Raw genomic sequence first — 17,891 nt, 5'->3', positions numbered from 1 at the left:
GGAACGATCGGGCGGATCAGGGGTGTCCGGGACGCTACGCCGCCCCGCCGACGACGGCGAGCAGGTGCAGGGTCGCGCCGGCGGCGCCGACGAGTGCCCCGACGGTGCGGACGGCGTCCGCGCGGCGCAGTCGGCGCAGCAGCACGGGGTCGGGGCCGGCGCCGAGCCGGCCGTGGGTGGGAGCGGCGACGAGCGCCGTCGTCCCCAGCGCGACCGCCACGCCGACGAGCGCGACGAACAACCACGCGCCGACGGGGCCGACCACCAGCACCCCGGCGGCCGTGGCGAGCAGCCCGGCGTACAGGACTCCCACGAGGGGCGCGATCCCCCGGCTGTGGCCGGCGTGGAAGTCAGCCCACGCGGAGGCCGGGACGCGCGGGAACGCCGGGTAGACGACGAGGCTCACCGTGAGCTGGAAGCCCGCGTGCAGCGCCGTGGCCACCAGCCAGCCGACCGCCCACGCCATCGCCGGAGTCACCCCACGGACGGTAGTGCCAGAGTGGACGACATGGCCGACGTCCTCCTCCTGCACCACGCCCACGGACTCACCGAGGGGATGCTCGCGCTCGCCGAGACCCTCCGGGAGGCCGGGCACACGGTCCACGCCCCCGACTCCTACGACGGCAAGACCTTCACCGACCTCGTCGACGGGCTCGGGTACGCCGAGAAGGTCGGCTTCGGCGCGATCGCCGGCCGCGCCGTCGACGCGGCCGAGGCTCTGCCCGCCTCCCTCGTGTACGTCGGGTTCTCGCTCGGCGTCATGCCCGCCCAGCAGCTCGCGCAGACCCGCGAGGGCGCCCGGGGCGCCGTCCTGGTCGGGTCCTGCGTGGGCCCGACCGAGTTCGCTCCCCGCTGGCCGGAGGGCGTGCCCGTGCAGATCCACGGCGGCGAGCGGGACGAGATCTTCGTCGAGGAGGGCGACCTCGACGCCGCCCGCGAGCTCGTCGCGTCGGTGGGCCCGAGCGGCGAGGCCGAGCTGTTCCTCTACGACACCGACTCCCACAACTTCGCCGACGGCAGCCTCGACGAGTACGACGAGGCCGCCGCGACCCTGCTCACCGAGCGGGTGCTGGCGTTCCTCGCGCGGCTGGACGGCCCCGCCGACTGACCGGATCGCGCCGTCAGGCCCGGCGACCCCGGACCTGACGCACGGAGCGGCCGTACAGCGGCTGCGGGCCGCGGGAGTCGCCCTCCTCGAACAGCCGGCGGAACCGCCGGATCGTCCCCGCCTCGATGGCCCGCGGCTGGCGCATCACGTGCCACGTCACGCCCTGGGTGTACGGCGCGGTCGTGAGCGAGCCCCGGTAGGTCCAGCTCGACAGCGAGCTCGGCAGCATCCGCGACAGGTTGATCCCGCGCAGCCGGATCGGGTCGTCGTCGCACTCCTCCGGCAGGTCCGCCAGCAGCCGGTCCTGCGGGCCGTGGCCCCCGGGCACGAGGAAGACGCCCACCACCAGGAGGGCGCCGTCCGACGCCCGCTCGTGGACGAAGTGCTGCTCCATCGGGAACGCGCGGCCGTCGACGCGGTGCTCGGAGGTGATGTGGAAGTGGGTCTGCAGCAGCCGCCACGTCTCCCCGTCGCGCCGGACGACGGCGCGCTCGGAGAAGTCCTGCGCCTGGACGGTCTCGTCCTCGGCCCGCTCCTCGCAGCCGTCCTCGCCGTCCTTGTTGACGTAGACGAGGCCCAGGTCGACCGCGTCCGGGTAGTCGACGACCAGCGGCGCCGCGGAGGGGGCCAGGACGACCCGGTCCGTCCGGATGTCGATGGGTGACTGACGGCGGCCGTCGCCGTCCTCGTCGTCGCCGGCGGCCCACGCCGCCGTCCCCAGCGAACCACCGAGCGACCCACCCAGCAGCGGAGCGAGGGCCGCGCAGGCACCGAGGCCGGCGGCGGAGCGGAGGAGGGAGCGTCGGTCGTGGGGGGTCTGCGCCGTGAGCGGGGTCGTCCGCGGGGTCCGAGTCATGGGAGAAGGGCTACGCCCGGCGGCTGTGGCGAGCCTGTGCGCGAGGTGAACGGCAGGTGGACACCCGTGCGGCGTCCGGCAGGATCGCCCTGTGGGCCGCAGCTTCCTGGACCTCCTCTGGTCCGACGCACCGCGGGAGGAGTACGACGTCGTCCGCGACCAGCAGGTCGCGTCCGGGCGCTCGGCGGCGGAGGCGCAGCGGGCCCACGCCCGGGCGCTGGCGCTGGCCGACCGGCTCGCCGGCCACCGCAACCGGGAGGCCGAGCTCGCCGCGCTGAACGAGACCGCCGCCGACCTCGTCGCGATCCGGGACCTCGACCGGGTGCTCGGCGCGATCGTGCGCCGCGCGCGGCAGCTGCTGCGCGCCGACATGACCTACCTCTCGCTCAACGACGAGGCCGAGGGCGCGTCGTACATGCGGGTGACCGACGGCGCGCTGACCCAGGCGTTCGGCCGGCTGCGGCTCCCCCTCGGCACCGGGCTGCTCGGACTGGTGGCGCAGGCGGGGGCGCCGTACTTCACCGAGGACTACCAGTCCGACGACCGCTTCCTGCACCGCGGCTTCATCGACGAGGCCGTCGACGGGGAGCGGATCCGCGCCATCCTCGGCGTCCCGCTGGTCGTGGACGGCGAGGTGATCGGGGCGCTGCTGGCGGTCCACCGGGTGGTCCGGCCGTTCCCGCCGGGCGAGGTGGCCCTGCTGACCTCGTTCGCCGCGCACGCCGCGGTGGCGCTGGAGAACGCCCGCCTCTTCGAGGACGCCGACGCCGCCAACGCCGAGCTGCGGCGCCGCACCGAGTCCGTCGAGCGCGCCGCGCAGGCGCACGACCGCCTCACCGACGCGCTGGTCGCCGGGGCCGGGGTGGCACAGGTCGCCGCCGTCCTCGAGACCGCGCTGGACGCCGACGTCCGCGTGCTCGACCCAGACGGGGAGCCCCTGGCTCATGCGGGCGGGGGCGGGGCCCCGCCCGGCCTCGACGCGGCGGTCGAGGTCGCCCGCCGCACCGGCCGCAGCGCGCACCTGCCCGAGACCGACCCCGGGACCTGGGTCGCCGTCGCCGCCGCCGGCGAGGAGCACCTCGGCACCCTCGTCGTGGAGGCCACCGGGCCGCCGCTGGAGCCCGCCCAGGTCCGGACCCTCGAGCGGGGCGCGCTCGCGGTGGCCCTCGTCCTGCTGTTCGCCCGCACCGAGGCGGAGGCGGAGGAGCGCGTCCGCGGCGAGCTGCTCGTCGACCTCCTCGTCGACGGCACCGACGAGCCTCGCCTGCGGGAGCGGGCCCGGCGGCAGAACCTCGCCCTCGACGGCCCCTGGGCGGTGGCGCTGACCCGCACCGACGACCTGCGCGGCGACGCCCGTCGGGCGGCGCGGCTCGCCGGCGCCCGCGGCGGGCTGTCCGCGGCCCACGAGGAGGCCGTCGTCGTGGCGGTCCCGGACGAGCCGGACGCCCGGGGCCTCGGACGGGCGCTCGCGGACGCCGTCGGCGCGGACGGCCCGACCGTCGGCGTCCACACCGGGCCGCTCGACCGGGCGTACGACGAGGCGCGGCGCTGCCACGACGCGCTCGTGTCGCTGGGCCGCACCGGTGAGGTGGCCGAGCCGGGCGACCTCGGCCTGGTCCGCCTCGTCCTCGGTGGCGGTGGCCCCGAGCAGGTGGGCGACTTCGTGCGCGGGGCGCTCGGCCCGGTGCTCGACTACGACGCCGACCACCACACCGCCCTGGTCGCGACCCTCGACGCGTGGTTCGCCGCGGGCGCCTCCCCCCGCCGTACGGCGACCGCGCTGCACGTCCACGCCAACACGGTCGCCCAGCGGCTCGACCGGGTGACGCAGCTGCTCGGCGAGGGCTGGCGCGACCCCACCCGCGCGCTCGACCTGCAGCTGGCGCTGCGGATGCACCGGCTGCGCTCCGGCGGCCCTCCGACCTGATTCGGGTGTGACCGGGGCACACCTCACGGCGTCACCTGTGGTTCGCGACGACATGGCGCGGGCCACACGCGCGGCCCTACGGTCGAGCGCATGCCCTCCCAGCCCCCCACCGCCGAGCGCCCGCTCGCCGGCCGCACCGCCCTCGTCACCGGTGCCGCCAGCGGCATCGGCCGCGCCGTCGCCACCCGTCTGGCGGCCGACGGCGCCCGCCTGCTGCTGCTCGATCTCGACGAGGCCGGCGCGAAGGCCGCGGCCTCCGACCTCGGCGGGGAGGCGCTGGTCGCCGACCTGTCCGACGCCGACGCGATCACGGCCCTCGACCTGGCCGGTCGCGGGGTCGACGTCCTCGTCAACAACGCCGGCATCCAGCACGTCGCCCCGGTGCAGGACTTCGACCCCGCCCGGTTCGCCCTGATCCACCGCGTGATGCTGCACGCGCCGTTCCTGCTGGCCCAGCAGGTGCTGCCCGGCATGTACGACCGCGGCTGGGGCCGCCTGGTCCACGTCAGCTCGGTCCACGGCCACCGCGCGTCGGCGTACAAGGCGGCGTACGTCTCGGCGAAGCACGGCCTCGAGGGCCTCAGCAAGGTCATCGCCCTGGAGGCCGCCGGCACCGGCGTCACCTCCAACACCGTCGCCCCGGGCTACGTCCGGACGCCGCTCGTCGAGGGCCAGGTGGCAGACCAGGCCCGCAGCCACGGGATCGGCGAGGACGAGGTGCTCGAGCGCGTCATGCTCGCGCGCACCCCCGTGAAGCGGCTCGTCGAGCCCGACGAGGTCGCCGGCGTCGTCGCGTTCCTCTGCGGCCCCCACACCGACTCGATCACCGGCTCCAGCTACCGCCTCGACGGCGGCTGGACCGCCGCCTAGGGCCACACCCCGGCCCGCCCGCACACCCGCCCCACCACAGGAGAACCCCATGAGCACACCCGTCGACAAGACCGGCTCCAGGCCGGGCGAGACCACCGACGGTCCCGGCATCGTCAAGGTCGTCTTCGCCAGCCTCATCGGCACCGCCGTCGAGTGGTACGACTTCTTCCTCTACGGCTCGGCCGCCGCGCTGGTCTTCGGTGCGCTGTTCTTCCCCGAGTCCGAGCCGGTCACAGCGACCCTGCTGGCCTTCGGCACCTACGCGCTCGGGTTCGTGGCGCGCCCGCTCGGTGGCGTCGTGTTCGGGCACTTCGGCGACCGCGTCGGTCGCAAGAAGATGCTCGTGCTGTCCCTGATGCTCATGGGCGGCGCGACGATCGCGATCGGCCTGCTGCCGACGTACGCCACGATCGGCGTCGCGGCTCCCGTGCTGCTGCTGGTGTGCCGCCTGGTCCAGGGCTTCGCCGTCGGCGGCGAGTGGGGCGGCGCCGTCCTCATGGTCGCCGAGCACGGCGACGACGCGAAGCGCGGCTTCTGGACCTCCTGGCCGCAGGCCGGCGTCGCGATGGGCAACCTGCTCGCGACCCTCGTGCTGTTCGTGCTGGCGCTGGTGCAGTCCGAGGAGACCTTCCAGGCCTGGGGCTGGCGCATCCCGTTCCTGCTGTCCGCGGTGCTCGTCTTCATCGGCCTCTACATCCGCCTGTCGATCGAGGACTCCCCGGTCTTCAAGGAGGCGCAGGCCGAGATCGAGCAGAAGAAGGACCAGAAGAACCACATCCCGATCCTCGAGGTCTTCCGCCGCTACCCCAAGGAGGTCTTCTGCGCCATGGGCATGCGCCTGGCGGAGAACACCTCGTACTACATCTTCACGATCATCGTCATCACCTTCGTGACCACCTACGACGGCCAGGACCGCGGCCCGATCCTGCAGGCGCTGCTGATCGGCTCGGCCGTCCACTTCGTGTGGATCCCGCTCGTCGCGCTGCTGTCGGACAAGATCGGCCGCAAGCCGATGTACATCGCCGGGGCCGTCGGGGTCGGGGTGTGGACCTTCGCGTTCTTCCCGCTCGTCACCGGCGGCTCGGCCGCGGGCCTGACCATCGCGGTCGTCGTCGGCCTCATGCTGCACGCCCTGATGTACGCCCCGCAGGCGGCGTTCTTCTCCGAGCTGTTCGGGACGTCGGTGCGCTACACCGGCGCGTCGGTCGGCTACCAGCTCGCCTCCATCGCGGCCGGCGCGATCGCGCCGATCATCGCCCTGCAGCTGCTGGGCAGCGACACCGCGAACCCGAACACGTTCGCCGTCGGGGTCTACGTCTCCATCACCTCGGTGCTCACGATCATCGCCGTGCTGGCCGTGAAGGAGACCCGCAACACCTCGCTGCGCCACGACCGGGTCGTCGAGGGGGCCCATGACTGAGCGACGGCTCCTACGCTGAGCCGATGGTGACCTGGGCGTCGGCGCTGGCCTGGCGGCTGCGGCGGCACTTCCTGGCCGGCCCGACGGCCTCCTCGGTGGAGGAGGTCGTCGGCCGGCTGGTCGCCGTCCCGGCCTGGTCCGGCGACGCCGCCGCGGCGATCGGGCTCCGCCTCGGCGAGGGGTCCCGCGCCCCGGACGCGCTGGCCGCCGCCCTCGCCGAGGGGCGGCTGATCTCGACGTACGGCTTCCGCGGGTCGTCGACGCTGATGACCCCGGCCACGGCTGCGGTCCACCTCCCCCTGCGGTGTGCCGGTCGGCAGTGGGAGCGGGCGAGCTGGCGGTCGCACTACGGCCTCGAGCCGGAGGACTGGCCGCGGCTGCGGGCGACCGTCCGCGACGCGCTCTCCGACGGCCCGCTCACCCAGGCCGAGCTCGCGGAGGCGGTGATGCGCGACCCGGCGTACGCGCACCTGCAGGAGGCCTTCACCCACCGCTCGCACACCTTCCTCAAGCCCTTCGGCTGGCACGGCGACCTGCGCCTCGACACCTCCGGCGACGCCTTCCGGCTGCGGTCGATGGCGGACGTGCCGGGGTGGACCGGCTCCGTCCCGCTGGACGAGGCGGGCCCGCGGGCGGTGCTGGCCTACCTCGCGGCGTACGGCCCCGCGGGTCGCGACCGGGTCCACTACTGGCTCGGCGAGGGGCTCAGCGCCGGCCGGCGGCGCATCGACGGGTGGGTCGACGGCCTCGGCGACGCGCTGACGACCCTCGACGTCGAGGGCGAGGAGGCCCTGTGTCGCGCCGAGGACGCCGACGACGTCGCCGCGACGCCGGGCTCCGACGCGGTGGTGCTGCTGCCCGGGACCGACCAGTGGGTCTTCGGGGCGGGCACCGCCGACGCGGTCGTCGTCCCGCCGGAGCACCGCGTCGTCGCCACGCGGGGCGCCGCCCTCGCGCTGCGGGGCGGCCGCGTGGCGGGCACGTGGACGACGGGGTCCGACGGGCCCCGCGTCACCTGGTTCGACTGAGCGGTTCACGTCCGCCCCGCCTGGGTACTTCCGCGCATGGAACTCGACGGCGCCCGTGTCCTCGTCTGCGGAGCCAGCGGGGTGCTCGGCGCCGCCGCGGCCCGGGCCCTGAAGGACGCCGGCGCGGCCGTCGTGGCCGCCGGGCGTGACCCCGACCGGACCGCCGCGGTCGCCGCGGACCTCGGCACCGAGCCCCTCGTCCTCGACGTCGTCGACACCGACGCGTGCGCCGCGACCGTGGCGGCCGCCGCCGAGGCCCTCGGCGGGCTCGACGCCCTCGTGGTCGCGACCGGGGTCGCGGGCTTCGGGCCGGCGACGGAGCAGGACCCGGCGGTCGCCGAGGAGCTCTTCGCCGTCGACGCCCTCGGGCCGATGGCGCTCGTGCGCGCCGCCTCCCGGCACCTGCCCGACACCGGCGGCTGCGTCGCGGTCCTCTCGGCGATCCTGGCCGACCTGCCGACGAACGGCATGGCCGAGTACGGCGCCGCCAAGGCCGCCCTGTCGCACTGGCTCACGGTCCTGCGCCGCGAGAACCGTCGCCGGTTCACCGTCGTCGACCTCCGCCCGCCGCACCTCGACACCGGCCTCGCCGACCGCGCTCTGGCCGGGGAGCCGCCGAAGCTCCCCGCTGGTCTCGACCACGCGACGGTCGTCGACGCGCTGCTCCAGGCCATGCGCGACAGCGCCTCCGAGGTCGTCTGGGACAACGACGCCAAGCAGCTCGCCGTCCGGTGAACACCCGTCGGGCAGGCTGAGGACATGCCCATCACGACCAGCGCCTACGCGCACGTCCGCCTGACCGTCACCGACATCGAGCGGTCCCGGAAGTTCTACGACGACGTCCTCGGCCTCCCGGTCGCCTTCGAGCTGCCGCCGGACGCCGACGAGGAGACGAAGCAGCAGCTGTCGTTCCTGTTCGGCGGCGTCATCTACCAGCTGGGCGACTCGCTGCTGGGCCTGCGCCCGGTCGCCGAGGAGCGGTTCGACGAGGACAAGACCGGGCTCGACCACGTCGCCTTCGCCGTGGCCGACCAGGCCGCGATCGACGAGGCCGCCGCCCACCTCGACTCCCTCGGCGTCGCGCACGAGGGCGTCAAGGACATCGGCGCCGGCTTCATCCTCGAGTTCCGCGACCCGGACAACATCGCGCTGGAGATCTTCGCGCCGAAGGGCTGAGAGTCACGGGGTCTCGTGGCTCCTCGCCAGGGCTCGGAGCACCTCGACCTCCGGAGATCGAGGTGCGAGGCCGCCCGCGGCCGAGCCACGAGATCCCGGACGAGGGACGTCAGCCCTGTCGCGCCTTCAGCCGCGGGTTCTTCTTGTTGATCACGTACGTCCGCCCGCGCCGGCGTACGACCTGGGAGCCGGGCCGGTTCTTCAGCGAGCGGAGCGAGTTGCGGACCTTCATCAGAGCTTCCTTCCGGTAGCGGGGTCGACGAGCCCGAGCTCCACGGCCCGGAGCAGTCGTCGGGGGACCTGATGGGTGACGCCGTCCACCCGGACCGGGACGAGGTCGGGGCGGGGCGCCGTCCACTGGGCGCGCCGGTGGCGGGTGTTGCTGCGCGACGTACGACGCTTGGGGACGGCCATCACGCCACCGCCCGCGTGGGCCCGAGCCACGGCTCGAACCCGTCCTCGCCGACGTCCTTCCACGGGCCCTCCTCGCCGGGCTGCACGAGCAGACGCTCGAACTCGGCGGCGAGGTGGTGCGGTGTCGGGCCGAGGCCGGTGAGGATCAGCCGGGTGCCGAGGGTGCGGCGCAGGTAGGGGCCCTCGCGCCCGATGCTGAGCTGGCCGCCGGCGCCGTCCCACTCCAGCAGCTGGCCGGTGCGGGTCGGCAGGTGGAAGGTGCCGCGCGATCGATGGGCGCCCGAGCCGAGGACCTCGAGGTCCTCCAGCAGGCGGCGCGGGTGGAAGGGCCGCTCCGAGCGCAGGTCGAGGCGCCACAGGCCGGGTCCGACGTGGGCGTCGTGCGGCACCGTCCTCAGCGTGCGGGTCCAGCACCCGGTGGCCTCGTGGTCGTGGAGGTGCCCGACCAGCAGGCCGGCGTCCAGCAGCGTCGGGTCGGTGACGACCGGGACCTCCGGGCGGGCGAGCGCCCGGACCAGGCCCGCCCCCTCGGCAGGGCCCGCGCCGTCGCAGAGCACCACGGCGTCGGCGTACTCGACCATCGAGCAGGCGACCTCGGCGACGCCGCGCTCGTCGTCGTGCGCGGTGTGCAGGTGGCGCTCGGCGAGGATGTCGTCGCCCAGCAGGTCGGTCAGCACCTGCGGGCCGGCGAGGGCGGTGAGCACCGACGCGACCCGGAGCCGCCGGGCGAGTCTCGGGTCTCGCTGGAGCACCTCGCAGATCTGCACCGGCTCGGCCGAGACCGGCAAATGGGCGACGATCGCGCCCCACCGTCCCTCGCCGGCGAGGCGGAACAACGTCGGCAGGACGTCCTCGCGCAGCGCGCACGAGACGCAGGTGTGCTCGAGCTCGGTGACGTGGCGCTCGACGATGCCGTGGGCGTCGCTGACGACGCGCTCGAGGGTGCCGTCGAGCGGGTCGATGTGGTGGCGGACGACGACCGCGTCGGGCAGGTCGAGCTGCAGCGCGAGCGTCGCCGACGTCATCGGCTCGGGCGCGACCCCGGCGAGCAGGACGACGGGGGTCCTCATCGGCCGCCACCCCCCGTTTGCCGCGCGCCGTACCGCCGCTGGAAGGCCTGGACGCGGCCTTCGGTGTCGACGACGCGGCCGCGTCCGGTCCAGAACGGGTGGCTCGCCGACGACACGTCGACGTCCACGACCGGGTAGGTGGCGCCGTCCAGCTCGACGGTCGGGCCGTCCTGGCGCCCGACCAGGGTCGAGCGGGTCAGGACGAGCAGGTCGGCCGAGCGGTCGCGGAAGACGACCGGGCCGTAGGCGGGATGGATGTCCTTCTTCACTGGCTCTCCGTTACAGTGCGACTGAGAATCGTTATCAGCATAGACAGACAGGAGTCCCCGTGTCACGCCACTGCCAGGTCACCGGACGTGAGCCCACGTTCGGCAACAACGTCTCCCACTCCCAGCGGAGGACGAAGCGTCGCTTCGACCCGAACGTCCAGCGGCGCCGCTACTACGTCCCCTCGCTCGGGCGCACCGTGCACCTCACGGTGAGCACGAAGGGGATGCGCGTCATCGACAAGCGCGGCATCGACGCCGTCGTGAACGACCTGCGCGCGCGGGGGGTGAGGCTCTGATGGCCGGCCGGGGCAGCGACGTCCGCCCGATCGTCAAGCTGCGCTCGACCGCGGGCACCGGCTTCACCTACGTGACCCGCAAGAACCGCCGCAACGACCCCGACCGGCTCGTGCTGCGCAAGTTCGACCCCGTCGTCCGCCGCCACGTCGACTTCCGCGAGGAGCGCTGAGATGGCCACGACCTCCACGATCGCCAAGCAGAGGCAGCGCGAGCGCACCGTCGCGAGGTACGCCGAGCGCCGGGCCGCGCTGAAGGACGCCGTCCGCCGGGCGGAGCCCGGGAGCGCGGAGCTGGCCGAGGCGGTGGCCGCGCTCAGCCGCCTCCCCCGCGACGCCTCGCCGGTACGGCTGCGCAACCGCGACCAGTCCGACGGCCGACCGCGCGGCTACCTGCGCAAGGCGGGGTTGTCGCGGATCACCTTCCGCCGGATGGCCCACCGCGGGGAGCTGCCGGGGATCACGAAGTCGTCCTGGTAGGTCAGCGGGCCGGTCGTCGCGGCAGCGTGAACGGCGCCAGCAGGGCGGCGAGCAGGGCGGCCACGGCGATGACCGCGAAGGCGGCGGCGTAGGAGCCGAGGGCCTGCGCCACCGCGGCCCCCGCCCACGGTGACAGCGCCGAGGCGAGCATCAGGGGAGCGGTGAGCAGGCCGTTGAGGCGACCGAAGTCGGCCGCGCCCCACCGGTCGGTGACGCCCGTGGCGTGCAGCAGCGTCACCACGCCGCGGGCCGACCCGGCGAGGAGCGAGACCAGCACGACGAGCCACAGCGGCCCGGGCACCAGCGCCAGCACCAGGCTCGTCAGGCCGACCAGGACGAACACCCCCGCGGTGCGGGTCCGCAGCGCCGTGCGGGCGACGACCGGCGCCCACACCAGGCGTCCGAGGACCTGGCCCGCGCCGCCGATCCCGAGGACGACCGCGGCCGTGGTGAGGCCGACACCGTGCTCCACGAGCAGCGGCACGAGGTTGACCACCCCGGCGTACACCGCGAGGGCGGCCAGGGTGAACGACGCCCCCATGAGCCAGAACGCCGGCTCCCGGGTCGGCCCGCGGACCGGGCCGCCCCGGGCGTCGTGGAGCCGGCGGGGCGGGTCCCACCGGCCACGCAGCCCGAGGAGGTGGGCCGGCACGGTCACCAGGGCGAGGACGACGGCGAGGGCGAGGTAGGAGCCCCGCCACCCGAGGGGACCGACCAGTGCCGCGGTCAGCGGCGCGAACGCCGTGCTGGCCAGCCCGCCGACGAGGGTGACGGCGGTGAGGGCACGGACCCGGCGCGCGGGGTCGTCGCCGGCCCAGCCGGTCACCGCCGCGAAGGACGGCGCGTACAGCGTCGCCGACATCGCCGCTCCGGCGACGACCCAGGCCAGCAGGAACACCGGGTACGACGGGGCCAGCGCGAGGCCGACGACCGCGGCGACGCCGACGACGGAGCCGGTGGTCATCACCCGTCGGGGACCCCATCGGTCCAGGCCACGGCCGGTCGCGATGCCCGCGAGCGCGTTGACCACGAGCCCGGTCGAGAACGCGGCGACCACGGACGCCGGGCTCCACCCGGTGTCCGCGGAGATGGCCGGCGCGAGCACGGGCAGGGCGTAGTACAGGACGCCCCAGCTGGTGATCTGGCCGACGCAGAGGACCGCGACCACACGTCGCAGCGCCGCGTCACCCAGGACGTGTCCCGTCGCCGCGGTCGCCCCGGTCGCCCCGGTCGCCCCGGAGGTCGCCGTCACCCCGGCGCCGCCGCGGCGGCCTCGAACAGGCCCGCTCCCCCGCAGACCCCGGTCTCGGGCAGCACCAGCACGACCCGCGCCGCGGCCTCGGGGTCGCCGGCGAGGTGGGCCGCGACGGAACGGGCCTGCTCGTAGCCGGTGAGGGCGAGGAAGGTCGGCGCCCGCCCGTAGGACTTGGCGCCCACCACGAAGACGCCCGTCTCCGGGTGCGCGAGCTCGGCGGCGCCGTGGGGGTGGACGGTGCCGCAGGAGTGGACGTTCGGGTCGATCAGGGGCGCGAGCCGGGCGGGTGCCTCCAGGGCGGGGTCGAGGTCGAGCCGCACCTCGGCGAGCAGGCGGCGGTCGGGGCGGTAGCCGGTGACGGTGACGACCCGGTCGACGCCCTCCACGGCGCGTCCGTCGTCGGCGAGGACCCGCAGCCGGCCCCCGGGCCCGGGCGCGACCTCGGCGACGCGGAACCCGACGAGGGTCGTGACGTGCGGACCCTCCGCCGCGGCTCGAGCCCGCCGGCCCAGCGCCCCGCGCTCCACGAGCTGGTCGGCGGCCCCGCCACCGAACGCGTCCCCCACCGCGGCCCGGCGGACCAGCCAGGTGACCCGGGTGCCGGGCACCTCGTCGGCCAGGGCAGCGAGGCCCACGAGGGTGGTCTGCGCCGAGGCGCCGGTGCCGGCCACGACGGTGTGCCGCCCGGCGTGCAGCGCTCGGACGGCAGGGTCGGCCAGGTCGGGGACTCCGTACGCGATCGCCCCGGCGTGCTCGGCCTCGCCGAGCGCGGGCAGCCCGTCGGCGCCGAGGGGGTTGGGGGTGGCGAAGGTGCCCGACGCGTCGACGACCGCGGCGACGACCACCCGTCGTACGCCGTCGGGCCCGTCGAGCAGGGCCGTGAACGGCTCCGTGTCGCGACCGTCGTCGACGACGAGGTCGCGGCCCCGGCGGGCGACCCCGACGACGCGGGTGTCGAGGGACACGTCGACCCCAGCCGTGGCGAGGGCGGCGGCGAGCGGCTCCAGGTAGTCGTCCGCCCACTCCCGCCCGTCCGGCGTCGCCCCCGGGTCCGGCGCGACCCACCCCGTCGACCGCAGCAGCTCGACCGCGACGGGGTCGAGGACCTCCGACCAGGGCGAGAACAGGCGGACGTGGCCCCACGCCCGGACGTGCGTCGCGGCGCGCGGACCGGCCTCCGCGAGCAGGACCGGCAGCCCGCGGGCGTGCAGGTGGGTGGCGGCGGCCAGGCCGACGGGGCCGGCGCCGATCACGAGGGTCGGGTGGGTCGTCATGACTGCTCCGTATCGATGCGGGTCGATGCCTCTCCACCCTGCGGCAACAGATCGACGAGTGTCAATGTCTGGCGTACGCTGGTCGCGTGCCCGAGTCCCCCACGCTCCTCGACCCGTCCGCGGGGTCGACGACGGTGCCCTGCTGCCCTCCGCTGATCGCGACGCCGCTCGACGCCGACGCCGCGCAGCGCACCGCGAGCGCCCTGAAGGTCCTCGCCGACCCCACCCGGCTGCGCCTGCTGTCGCTCGTCGCGGCCGAGCCCGGCGGCGAGGCGTGCGCCTGCGACCTCGTCGAGGCCGTCGGGCTGAGCCAGCCGACGGTGTCCCACCACCTCCGCAAGCTGGTCGACGCGGGGTTCCTCGACCGCGAGCAGCGCGGGGTGTGGGCCTACTACTCGGTCAACGGGCCGGCCTTCGCCGACGTGGCGCGGCTGCTCGAGGTGCCGGCGCCCTGAGCGAGCAGCCCCGGGCCGTCGAGGTCGTCGTCGACGTGGTCGTGGTGGGCGGTGGCCAGTCCGGCCTCGCGACGGCGTACCACCTGCTGCGCGCGAACAGGCGGCGCGAGGTCCCGCTGTCGTACGTCGTCCTGGACGACCGCGCCGAGCCGGGTGCGGCCTGGCTCGACGGCTGGGACTCGCTGCGGCTCTTCTCCCCCGCCGGCTACAGCTCGCTCCCGGGGTGGCCGATGCCGAAGGCCCCCGGGGATGCGAACCCGTCGGCCGCCCACGTCGTGGACTACCTCCGGGCGTACGAGGAGCGGTACGACCTCCCCGTCGAGCGGCCGGTCCACGTGCGGTCCGTGACGGACGCGGGCGACGGCCGGCTGCTCGTCGACGCGGGTGAGCGGTGCTGGTCGGCGCGCGCGGTCGTGCACGCGACGGGCACCTGGTCGGCGCCGTTCTGGCCGGCCGTCCCGGGGATGCGCGACTTCGGCGGGACCCAGCTCCACACCCGCGACTACCGCGGTCCCGCGGCGTACGCCGGGCAGCGGGTGCTCGTGGTCGGCGGCGGCAACTCCGGGGCGCAGGTCGCGGCGGACCTCGCCCTCGCCGACGTCGACGTCACCTGGGCCGCGGCCCGCCCGCCGCGGCTGCTGCCCGACGACGTCGACGGCAGGCGGTTGTTCGAGCTCGCGACGCAGCGGGTGCAGGACCCGCAGGCCCACGAGGGTGTCGGGTCGCTGGGCGACGTCGTCGCCGTGCCCGACGTACGACGGGCGCGCGACGAGCGCGGCCTGCGCGCGGTGGCGATGCCGGAGCGGCTGACCGCGACGGGCGCGGCGTGGGCCGACGGCACCGCGGCGGCGTACGACACGGTGGTCTGGTGCACCGGCTTCCGTCCTGCGCTCGGCCACGTGACCGGGCGCCACGAGACGGAGGTCCCCGAAGGATGGGACCGCGGCCCGCACACGGTCCGGTCGGCGCGGGACCCCCGCGTCTGGTTCGTCGGGTACGGCGACTGGTGCGGCCCCGCCTCCGCGACGCTGATCGGGGTCGGCATGGCCGCCCGCGCCGCGGCCGAGGGCATCGCCCGCGAGCTCTCGTCAGGGGCCGTCGAGGCCCGCTAGGTTGCCGGGCATGCTCGACCACCTCGGCCTGCAGTGCGACGACGTCGAGGCGTCCGTCGCGTTCTACCTCGACGTCTTCGCGCCGATCGGTATCGCCGAGGTGATGCGGTACGACGGGCCCGTCGGGCCCGTGGTCGGCCTCGGCGTCAGCGGCTTCCCGAACCTGTGGCTCGCGGCCGCGGAGGACGACGGGCACCGGCCGGTCCACCTCGCGCTGACAGCCCCCGACCGCGCGGCGGTCGTGGAGGTGGGCCGACGGGCTCACGCCCGCAGCGCCGAGGTGCTGCACGAGCCGCGGGTGTGGCCGGAGTACCACGACGCGTACTTCGGGGTGTTCCTGCGCGACCCGGACGGCCACAACGTCGAGGCCGTCTGCCACGCCCCGGAGGACTGACCGCGCTCAGCCCTCCAGGAGCGAGGGCGGCAGCTCGAGGTCCGGCACGAGCTCGACCAGCAGGTCACGGACGCGGCCGTCGATGTCGGCGACGATCCGTCGCACCTCGTCGCGGTCGCGGCCCTTCGGGTCGTCCAGCGGCCAGTCGCGGTAGCGCGCACCGGGCACATACGGGCAGTTCTCGCCGCAGCCCTGGGTGACGGCGAGGTCGCTGGTGGCGATCATCTCGGTCGTCAGGAGCTTCGGCGACTCCCGCGAGGTGTCCAGGCCCAGGTCGGTCAGGACGGCGGCGACCTCGGGGTGGACGTGGTCACCGGGCTCGGTGCCGGCGGAGATCGCGACGACGCGACCCCGGGCGTAGTACTCGGTGAGCAGGCGCGAGGCGACGGAGCGGCCGCCGTTCGCGCGGCAGGCGAAGACGACCTGGGGGACGGGGGCACTCATGGGCGGACCTCCACGGAGGGCTCGACGGGGCGAAGTCGGAGGGCGACGTAGACGAGGGCGACCAGCACGGGCACCTCGATGAGGGGTCCGACCACGCCGGCGAGCGCCTGGCCGGAGGTGACCCCGAAGGTGCCGATCGCGACGGCGATGGCGAGCTCGAAGTTGTTGCCCGCCGCGGTGAAGGCGAGCGTGGCGGTCTTCGGGTAGCCGAGGCCGAGACGGGCCCCCGCCGCCCAGGAGACGGCGAACATCACGAGGAAGTAGGCCAGCAGCGGCAGCGCGATCCGGGCCACGTCGAGCGGCTGGGAGGTGATCGCGTCGCCCTGCAGCGCGAAGAGCATGACGATCGTGAAGAGGAGCCCGTAGAGGGCGAGCGGGCCGATGCGGGGCAGGAAGGTGCCCTCGTACCAGTCGCGGCCGCGGGTCCGCTCCCCCACGACGCGCGTGAGGTACCCCGCGGCCAGGGGGATCCCGAGGAACACCAGGACGCTGACGGCGATCGCGACGACCGAGAAGTCCGCCGAGGTCGTCGGCAGCCCCAGCCAGCTCGGGAGGACCTGGAGGTAGAACCAGCCCAGCGCGGCGAACGCGACGATCTGGAAGACCGAGTTGAGGGCCACGAGCACGGCAGCGGCCTCACGGTCGCCGCAGGCCAGGTCGTTCCAGATCAGGACCATCGCGATGCAGCGGGCGAGGCCGACGATGATCAGGCCGGTCCGGTACTCCGGGAGGTCCGGCAGCAGCAGCCAGGCGAGGGCGAACATCAGCGCCGGCCCGAGGACCCAGTTCAGCACCAGCGACGCCACGAGCAGGCGCCGGTCGGCCGTGACCCGGGAGGTCTCGGAGTAGCGGACCTTCGCCAGCACCGGGTACATCATCAGCAGCAGGCCGAGGGCGATCGGCAGCGACACCGAGCCGATCTCGACGGCCTCCAGCGCTGAGTCGAGACCGGGCACGAAGCGGCCGAGCGCGAGCCCGAGGAGCATCGCGGCCACGATCCAGACCGGGAGGAACCGGTCCAGGGTCGACAGCCGGGCGGCGACGGCGGTCTCCGCCGGCGTACCGGCGGGGGCGGGGGTGGTCATCGGGCTCCTTGGTTCGACGTCGATCGAATCGAACCACCAGCGTTGCCCTTTGCTTCGACGTCTGTCAACTTAGACGTATGGCGAAGCAGACGGTCTCGATCCGCGCCCGCGCCCCGCTGGCCGAGCCGGAGGCGGCGGAGTTCGCCGTCCTGCTCAAGGCGGTCGCCGACCCCGTCCGGCTGCGCCTCGTCTCGCTCGTCGCCGCCCACGACGGCGGCGAGGCCTGCGTCTGCGACCTGACGGGCGCCTTCGACCTGTCGGCGCCGACGATCTCGCACCACCTCAAGGTGCTCCGCGAGGCCGGCGTCCTCGACTCGGAGCGCCGCGGCACCTGGGTGCACTACCGCGTCCGCGACGACGTCCTCGACCGTCTCGCCGGGATGCTCGGCGACCTCCACCGGCCCGCGGGGCCGCGCCTCGTGTCGGCCGGCGCTCGCCGCTGAGCGGCTGAGCAACCGATCACGGCCTCGGCCCGTCGAAGGTCCATGAGGTCGCGCCTGCTGTCCCGCAGCCTGCTCCTGGCGGCCCTGCTCGTGCTGCTCTCGCCGCTCGGGACGCCGGCCGGGCCCGCGGCGGCGTCCTGCGCCTCGCCGTACCTGGAGCTCGAGCGCCACCAGGTGATCGGTCGCTCCTTCGAGGTCACCGGCCACGCCTTCGTCGACGGGTGCCAGGACTCGATGGGTTGCGAGGTCGGCGGCTGCACGTCCCGGTGCACGTACGCCGATCCGGCGCCGGAGCCGATCCAGGACGCCGAGCTGGTGCTGCGGCAGCGCGGCAGGGCCTGGACCCTCGCCTCGGCGGACGCGGACACCACCGGGCAGATCGACTTCTCGACGACCCTCCCGCCCGGCGTCGAGCCCGGTCGCGCCGTGCTCACGACCGGGCACGGGGCGCGGTACGTCGTCCGCCTGGTCCCCTGAGGTCAGTGCCGCAGATCGCACGTACCTGGTGCGTGCGATCT

General features: G+C 75.0%; 25 protein-coding genes. 15 read left to right on the top strand and 10 right to left on the bottom strand.

Annotated features, from left to right (window positions below):
- Positions 1 to 34 precede the first annotated feature (34 nt).
- Complete coding sequence (locus Q0858_RS09725; RefSeq protein WP_299053319.1) at positions 35 to 478, bottom strand: hypothetical protein; 444 nt, start codon at positions 476 to 478, stop codon at positions 35 to 37.
- A gap of 30 nt (positions 479 to 508) precedes the next feature.
- On the opposite strand from Q0858_RS09725, the gene Q0858_RS09720 reads away from it, so the two are divergent.
- Positions 509 to 1,108 (top strand): dienelactone hydrolase family protein, encoded by a 600-nt coding sequence (locus tag Q0858_RS09720; RefSeq protein WP_299053317.1) that lies wholly within the window; start codon positions 509 to 511, stop codon positions 1,106 to 1,108.
- Positions 1,109 to 1,121: 13 nt separating this feature from the next.
- Here Q0858_RS09720 and Q0858_RS09715 read toward each other — a convergent pair whose 3' ends face one another.
- Complete coding sequence (locus Q0858_RS09715; RefSeq protein ID WP_299053315.1) at positions 1,122 to 1,964, bottom strand: carbonic anhydrase family protein; 843 nt, start codon at positions 1,962 to 1,964, stop codon at positions 1,122 to 1,124.
- Positions 1,965 to 2,055: 91 nt separating this feature from the next.
- Between Q0858_RS09715 and Q0858_RS09710 the strand changes: the two genes are divergently transcribed.
- From Q0858_RS09710 to Q0858_RS09685, 6 genes are all read left to right on the top strand, one after another.
- Positions 2,056 to 3,891, top strand: coding sequence for a GAF domain-containing protein (locus Q0858_RS09710; protein ID WP_299053313.1), 1,836 nt, complete (start codon positions 2,056 to 2,058; stop codon positions 3,889 to 3,891).
- A gap of 90 nt (positions 3,892 to 3,981) precedes the next feature.
- A complete protein-coding gene (locus Q0858_RS09705) occupies positions 3,982 to 4,761 on the top strand; it encodes a 3-hydroxybutyrate dehydrogenase (protein WP_299053311.1) in 780 nt (259 codons plus the stop codon).
- Between the two features lie 49 nt (positions 4,762 to 4,810).
- Complete coding sequence (locus tag Q0858_RS09700; protein ID WP_299053309.1) at positions 4,811 to 6,181, top strand: MFS transporter; 1,371 nt, start codon at positions 4,811 to 4,813, stop codon at positions 6,179 to 6,181.
- Between the two features lie 23 nt (positions 6,182 to 6,204).
- A complete protein-coding gene (locus Q0858_RS09695; RefSeq protein ID WP_299053306.1) occupies positions 6,205 to 7,209 on the top strand; it encodes a crosslink repair DNA glycosylase YcaQ family protein in 1,005 nt (334 codons plus the stop codon).
- A gap of 36 nt (positions 7,210 to 7,245) precedes the next feature.
- The gene (locus Q0858_RS09690; protein WP_299053304.1) at positions 7,246 to 7,944 is read left to right on the top strand and encodes an SDR family NAD(P)-dependent oxidoreductase; all 699 of its coding nucleotides are present in this window, start codon (positions 7,246 to 7,248) and stop codon (positions 7,942 to 7,944) included.
- A 24-nt stretch (positions 7,945 to 7,968) separates the two neighbouring features.
- The gene (locus tag Q0858_RS09685) at positions 7,969 to 8,385 is read left to right on the top strand and encodes a VOC family protein (protein WP_299053302.1); all 417 of its coding nucleotides are present in this window, start codon (positions 7,969 to 7,971) and stop codon (positions 8,383 to 8,385) included.
- A 109-nt stretch (positions 8,386 to 8,494) separates the two neighbouring features.
- On the opposite strand, the gene ykgO is transcribed toward Q0858_RS09685, so the two are convergent.
- Genes ykgO through Q0858_RS09665 form a run of 4 tightly spaced genes read right to left on the bottom strand, consistent with a single transcriptional unit; the run spans position 8,495 to position 10,138 of the window.
- Complete coding sequence (gene ykgO, locus Q0858_RS09680; RefSeq protein ID WP_299053300.1) at positions 8,495 to 8,617, bottom strand: type B 50S ribosomal protein L36; 123 nt, start codon at positions 8,615 to 8,617, stop codon at positions 8,495 to 8,497.
- The gene (gene rpmF, locus Q0858_RS09675) at positions 8,617 to 8,799 is read right to left on the bottom strand and encodes a 50S ribosomal protein L32 (protein WP_299053298.1); all 183 of its coding nucleotides are present in this window, start codon (positions 8,797 to 8,799) and stop codon (positions 8,617 to 8,619) included. Before rpmF ends, ykgO begins: the two co-directional genes overlap by 1 nt.
- The gene (locus Q0858_RS09670) at positions 8,799 to 9,869 is read right to left on the bottom strand and encodes a GTP-binding protein (RefSeq protein ID WP_299053296.1); all 1,071 of its coding nucleotides are present in this window, start codon (positions 9,867 to 9,869) and stop codon (positions 8,799 to 8,801) included. The genes rpmF and Q0858_RS09670 overlap by 1 nt, the downstream gene beginning before the upstream one ends.
- On the bottom strand, positions 9,866 to 10,138 hold the full coding sequence (locus tag Q0858_RS09665; RefSeq protein ID WP_299053293.1) for a type B 50S ribosomal protein L31: 273 nt from the start codon (positions 10,136 to 10,138) through the stop codon (positions 9,866 to 9,868). Before Q0858_RS09665 ends, Q0858_RS09670 begins: the two co-directional genes overlap by 4 nt.
- 59 nt (positions 10,139 to 10,197) lie before the next feature.
- On the opposite strand from Q0858_RS09665, the gene rpmB reads away from it, so the two are divergent.
- From rpmB to rpsN, 3 genes are read left to right on the top strand one after another with little or no spacing between them, the layout of a single operon-like run.
- Complete coding sequence (rpmB, locus tag Q0858_RS09660) at positions 10,198 to 10,434, top strand: 50S ribosomal protein L28 (RefSeq protein WP_299053290.1); 237 nt, start codon at positions 10,198 to 10,200, stop codon at positions 10,432 to 10,434.
- Positions 10,434 to 10,604, top strand: a complete 171-nt coding sequence (gene rpmG / locus Q0858_RS09655) for a 50S ribosomal protein L33 (protein ID WP_299053287.1) — start codon at positions 10,434 to 10,436, stop codon at positions 10,602 to 10,604. The genes rpmB and rpmG overlap by 1 nt, the downstream gene beginning before the upstream one ends.
- A gap of 1 nt (position 10,605) precedes the next feature.
- Positions 10,606 to 10,911, top strand: coding sequence for a 30S ribosomal protein S14 (gene rpsN, locus Q0858_RS09650; RefSeq protein ID WP_299053286.1), 306 nt, complete (start codon positions 10,606 to 10,608; stop codon positions 10,909 to 10,911).
- 1 nt (position 10,912) lies between these two features.
- On the opposite strand, the gene Q0858_RS09645 is transcribed toward rpsN, so the two are convergent.
- Positions 10,913 to 12,163, bottom strand: a complete 1,251-nt coding sequence (locus Q0858_RS09645) for an MFS transporter (RefSeq protein WP_299053284.1) — start codon at positions 12,161 to 12,163, stop codon at positions 10,913 to 10,915.
- Positions 12,160 to 13,440, bottom strand: a complete 1,281-nt coding sequence (locus Q0858_RS09640; RefSeq protein ID WP_299053282.1) for an FAD-dependent oxidoreductase — start codon at positions 13,438 to 13,440, stop codon at positions 12,160 to 12,162. Before Q0858_RS09640 ends, Q0858_RS09645 begins: the two co-directional genes overlap by 4 nt.
- 86 nt (positions 13,441 to 13,526) lie before the next feature.
- Here Q0858_RS09640 and Q0858_RS09635 point away from each other — a divergent pair, with 86 nt between their 5' ends.
- Genes Q0858_RS09635 through Q0858_RS09625 form a run of 3 tightly spaced genes read left to right on the top strand, consistent with a single transcriptional unit; the run spans position 13,527 to position 15,401 of the window.
- Positions 13,527 to 13,895: a metalloregulator ArsR/SmtB family transcription factor gene (locus tag Q0858_RS09635; protein ID WP_299053279.1), complete on the top strand. Its 369-nt coding sequence runs from the start codon at positions 13,527 to 13,529 to the stop codon at positions 13,893 to 13,895.
- A complete protein-coding gene (locus tag Q0858_RS09630) occupies positions 13,823 to 15,007 on the top strand; it encodes an ArsO family NAD(P)H-dependent flavin-containing monooxygenase (protein ID WP_299053276.1) in 1,185 nt (394 codons plus the stop codon). The genes Q0858_RS09635 and Q0858_RS09630 overlap by 73 nt, the downstream gene beginning before the upstream one ends.
- Positions 15,008 to 15,017: 10 nt before the next feature.
- Entirely contained in the window at positions 15,018 to 15,401 is a 384-nt protein-coding gene (locus Q0858_RS09625) for a VOC family protein (protein ID WP_299053272.1), read from the top strand.
- 6 nt (positions 15,402 to 15,407) lie between these two features.
- Here Q0858_RS09625 and Q0858_RS09620 read toward each other — a convergent pair whose 3' ends face one another.
- Positions 15,408 to 15,845 carry a heat-shock protein HtpX gene (locus Q0858_RS09620; RefSeq protein ID WP_299053269.1) on the bottom strand — a complete coding sequence of 146 codons (438 nt, stop codon included), beginning with the start codon at positions 15,843 to 15,845 and terminating at the stop codon, positions 15,408 to 15,410.
- Complete coding sequence (gene arsB, locus Q0858_RS09615; protein ID WP_299053266.1) at positions 15,842 to 16,930, bottom strand: ACR3 family arsenite efflux transporter; 1,089 nt, start codon at positions 16,928 to 16,930, stop codon at positions 15,842 to 15,844. The genes Q0858_RS09620 and arsB overlap by 4 nt, the downstream gene beginning before the upstream one ends.
- A 77-nt stretch (positions 16,931 to 17,007) precedes the next feature.
- On the opposite strand from arsB, the gene Q0858_RS09610 reads away from it, so the two are divergent.
- Both Q0858_RS09610 and Q0858_RS09605 read left to right on the top strand, forming a co-directional pair.
- Positions 17,008 to 17,373, top strand: coding sequence for a metalloregulator ArsR/SmtB family transcription factor (locus tag Q0858_RS09610; RefSeq protein ID WP_299053263.1), 366 nt, complete (start codon positions 17,008 to 17,010; stop codon positions 17,371 to 17,373).
- A gap of 42 nt (positions 17,374 to 17,415) precedes the next feature.
- A complete protein-coding gene (locus Q0858_RS09605; protein WP_299053260.1) occupies positions 17,416 to 17,850 on the top strand; it encodes a hypothetical protein in 435 nt (144 codons plus the stop codon).
- Positions 17,851 to 17,891 lie beyond the last annotated feature (41 nt).

The sequence above is a fragment of the uncultured Nocardioides sp. genome, assembly GCF_947489365.1.
GTDB lineage: Bacteria > Actinomycetota > Actinomycetes > Propionibacteriales > Nocardioidaceae > Nocardioides.
Note: the sequence above shows the minus strand (reverse complement) of the source record. Positions and strands in the feature narration are given on the sequence as shown.

What these genes read in the sequence shown, in the direction of transcription:
- arsB (WP_299053266.1), bottom strand. Translation starts at nt 16,930, where the DNA reads ATGACCACCCCCGCCCCCGCCGGTACGCCGGCGGAGACCGCCGTCGCC.
- Q0858_RS09640 (WP_299053282.1), bottom strand. Translation starts at nt 13,440, where the DNA reads ATGACGACCCACCCGACCCTCGTGATCGGCGCCGGCCCCGTCGGCCTG.
- Q0858_RS09670 (WP_299053296.1), bottom strand. Translation starts at nt 9,869, where the DNA reads ATGAGGACCCCCGTCGTCCTGCTCGCCGGGGTCGCGCCCGAGCCGATG.
- Q0858_RS09700 (WP_299053309.1), top strand. Translation starts at nt 4,811, where the DNA reads ATGAGCACACCCGTCGACAAGACCGGCTCCAGGCCGGGCGAGACCACC.
- Q0858_RS09625 (WP_299053272.1), top strand. Translation starts at nt 15,018, where the DNA reads ATGCTCGACCACCTCGGCCTGCAGTGCGACGACGTCGAGGCGTCCGTC.
- Q0858_RS09720 (WP_299053317.1), top strand. Translation starts at nt 509, where the DNA reads ATGGCCGACGTCCTCCTCCTGCACCACGCCCACGGACTCACCGAGGGG.
- Q0858_RS09705 (WP_299053311.1), top strand. Translation starts at nt 3,982, where the DNA reads ATGCCCTCCCAGCCCCCCACCGCCGAGCGCCCGCTCGCCGGCCGCACC.
- Q0858_RS09605 (WP_299053260.1), top strand. Translation starts at nt 17,416, where the DNA reads ATGAGGTCGCGCCTGCTGTCCCGCAGCCTGCTCCTGGCGGCCCTGCTC.
- rpsN (WP_299053286.1), top strand. Translation starts at nt 10,606, where the DNA reads ATGGCCACGACCTCCACGATCGCCAAGCAGAGGCAGCGCGAGCGCACC.
- Q0858_RS09695 (WP_299053306.1), top strand. Translation starts at nt 6,205, where the DNA reads ATGGTGACCTGGGCGTCGGCGCTGGCCTGGCGGCTGCGGCGGCACTTC.
- ykgO (WP_299053300.1), bottom strand. Translation starts at nt 8,617, where the DNA reads ATGAAGGTCCGCAACTCGCTCCGCTCGCTGAAGAACCGGCCCGGCTCC.
- Q0858_RS09690 (WP_299053304.1), top strand. Translation starts at nt 7,246, where the DNA reads ATGGAACTCGACGGCGCCCGTGTCCTCGTCTGCGGAGCCAGCGGGGTG.
- Q0858_RS09685 (WP_299053302.1), top strand. Translation starts at nt 7,969, where the DNA reads ATGCCCATCACGACCAGCGCCTACGCGCACGTCCGCCTGACCGTCACC.
- rpmF (WP_299053298.1), bottom strand. Translation starts at nt 8,799, where the DNA reads ATGGCCGTCCCCAAGCGTCGTACGTCGCGCAGCAACACCCGCCACCGG.
- Q0858_RS09610 (WP_299053263.1), top strand. Translation starts at nt 17,008, where the DNA reads ATGGCGAAGCAGACGGTCTCGATCCGCGCCCGCGCCCCGCTGGCCGAG.
- rpmG (WP_299053287.1), top strand. Translation starts at nt 10,434, where the DNA reads ATGGCCGGCCGGGGCAGCGACGTCCGCCCGATCGTCAAGCTGCGCTCG.
- Q0858_RS09620 (WP_299053269.1), bottom strand. Translation starts at nt 15,845, where the DNA reads ATGAGTGCCCCCGTCCCCCAGGTCGTCTTCGCCTGCCGCGCGAACGGC.
- Q0858_RS09715 (WP_299053315.1), bottom strand. Translation starts at nt 1,964, where the DNA reads ATGACTCGGACCCCGCGGACGACCCCGCTCACGGCGCAGACCCCCCAC.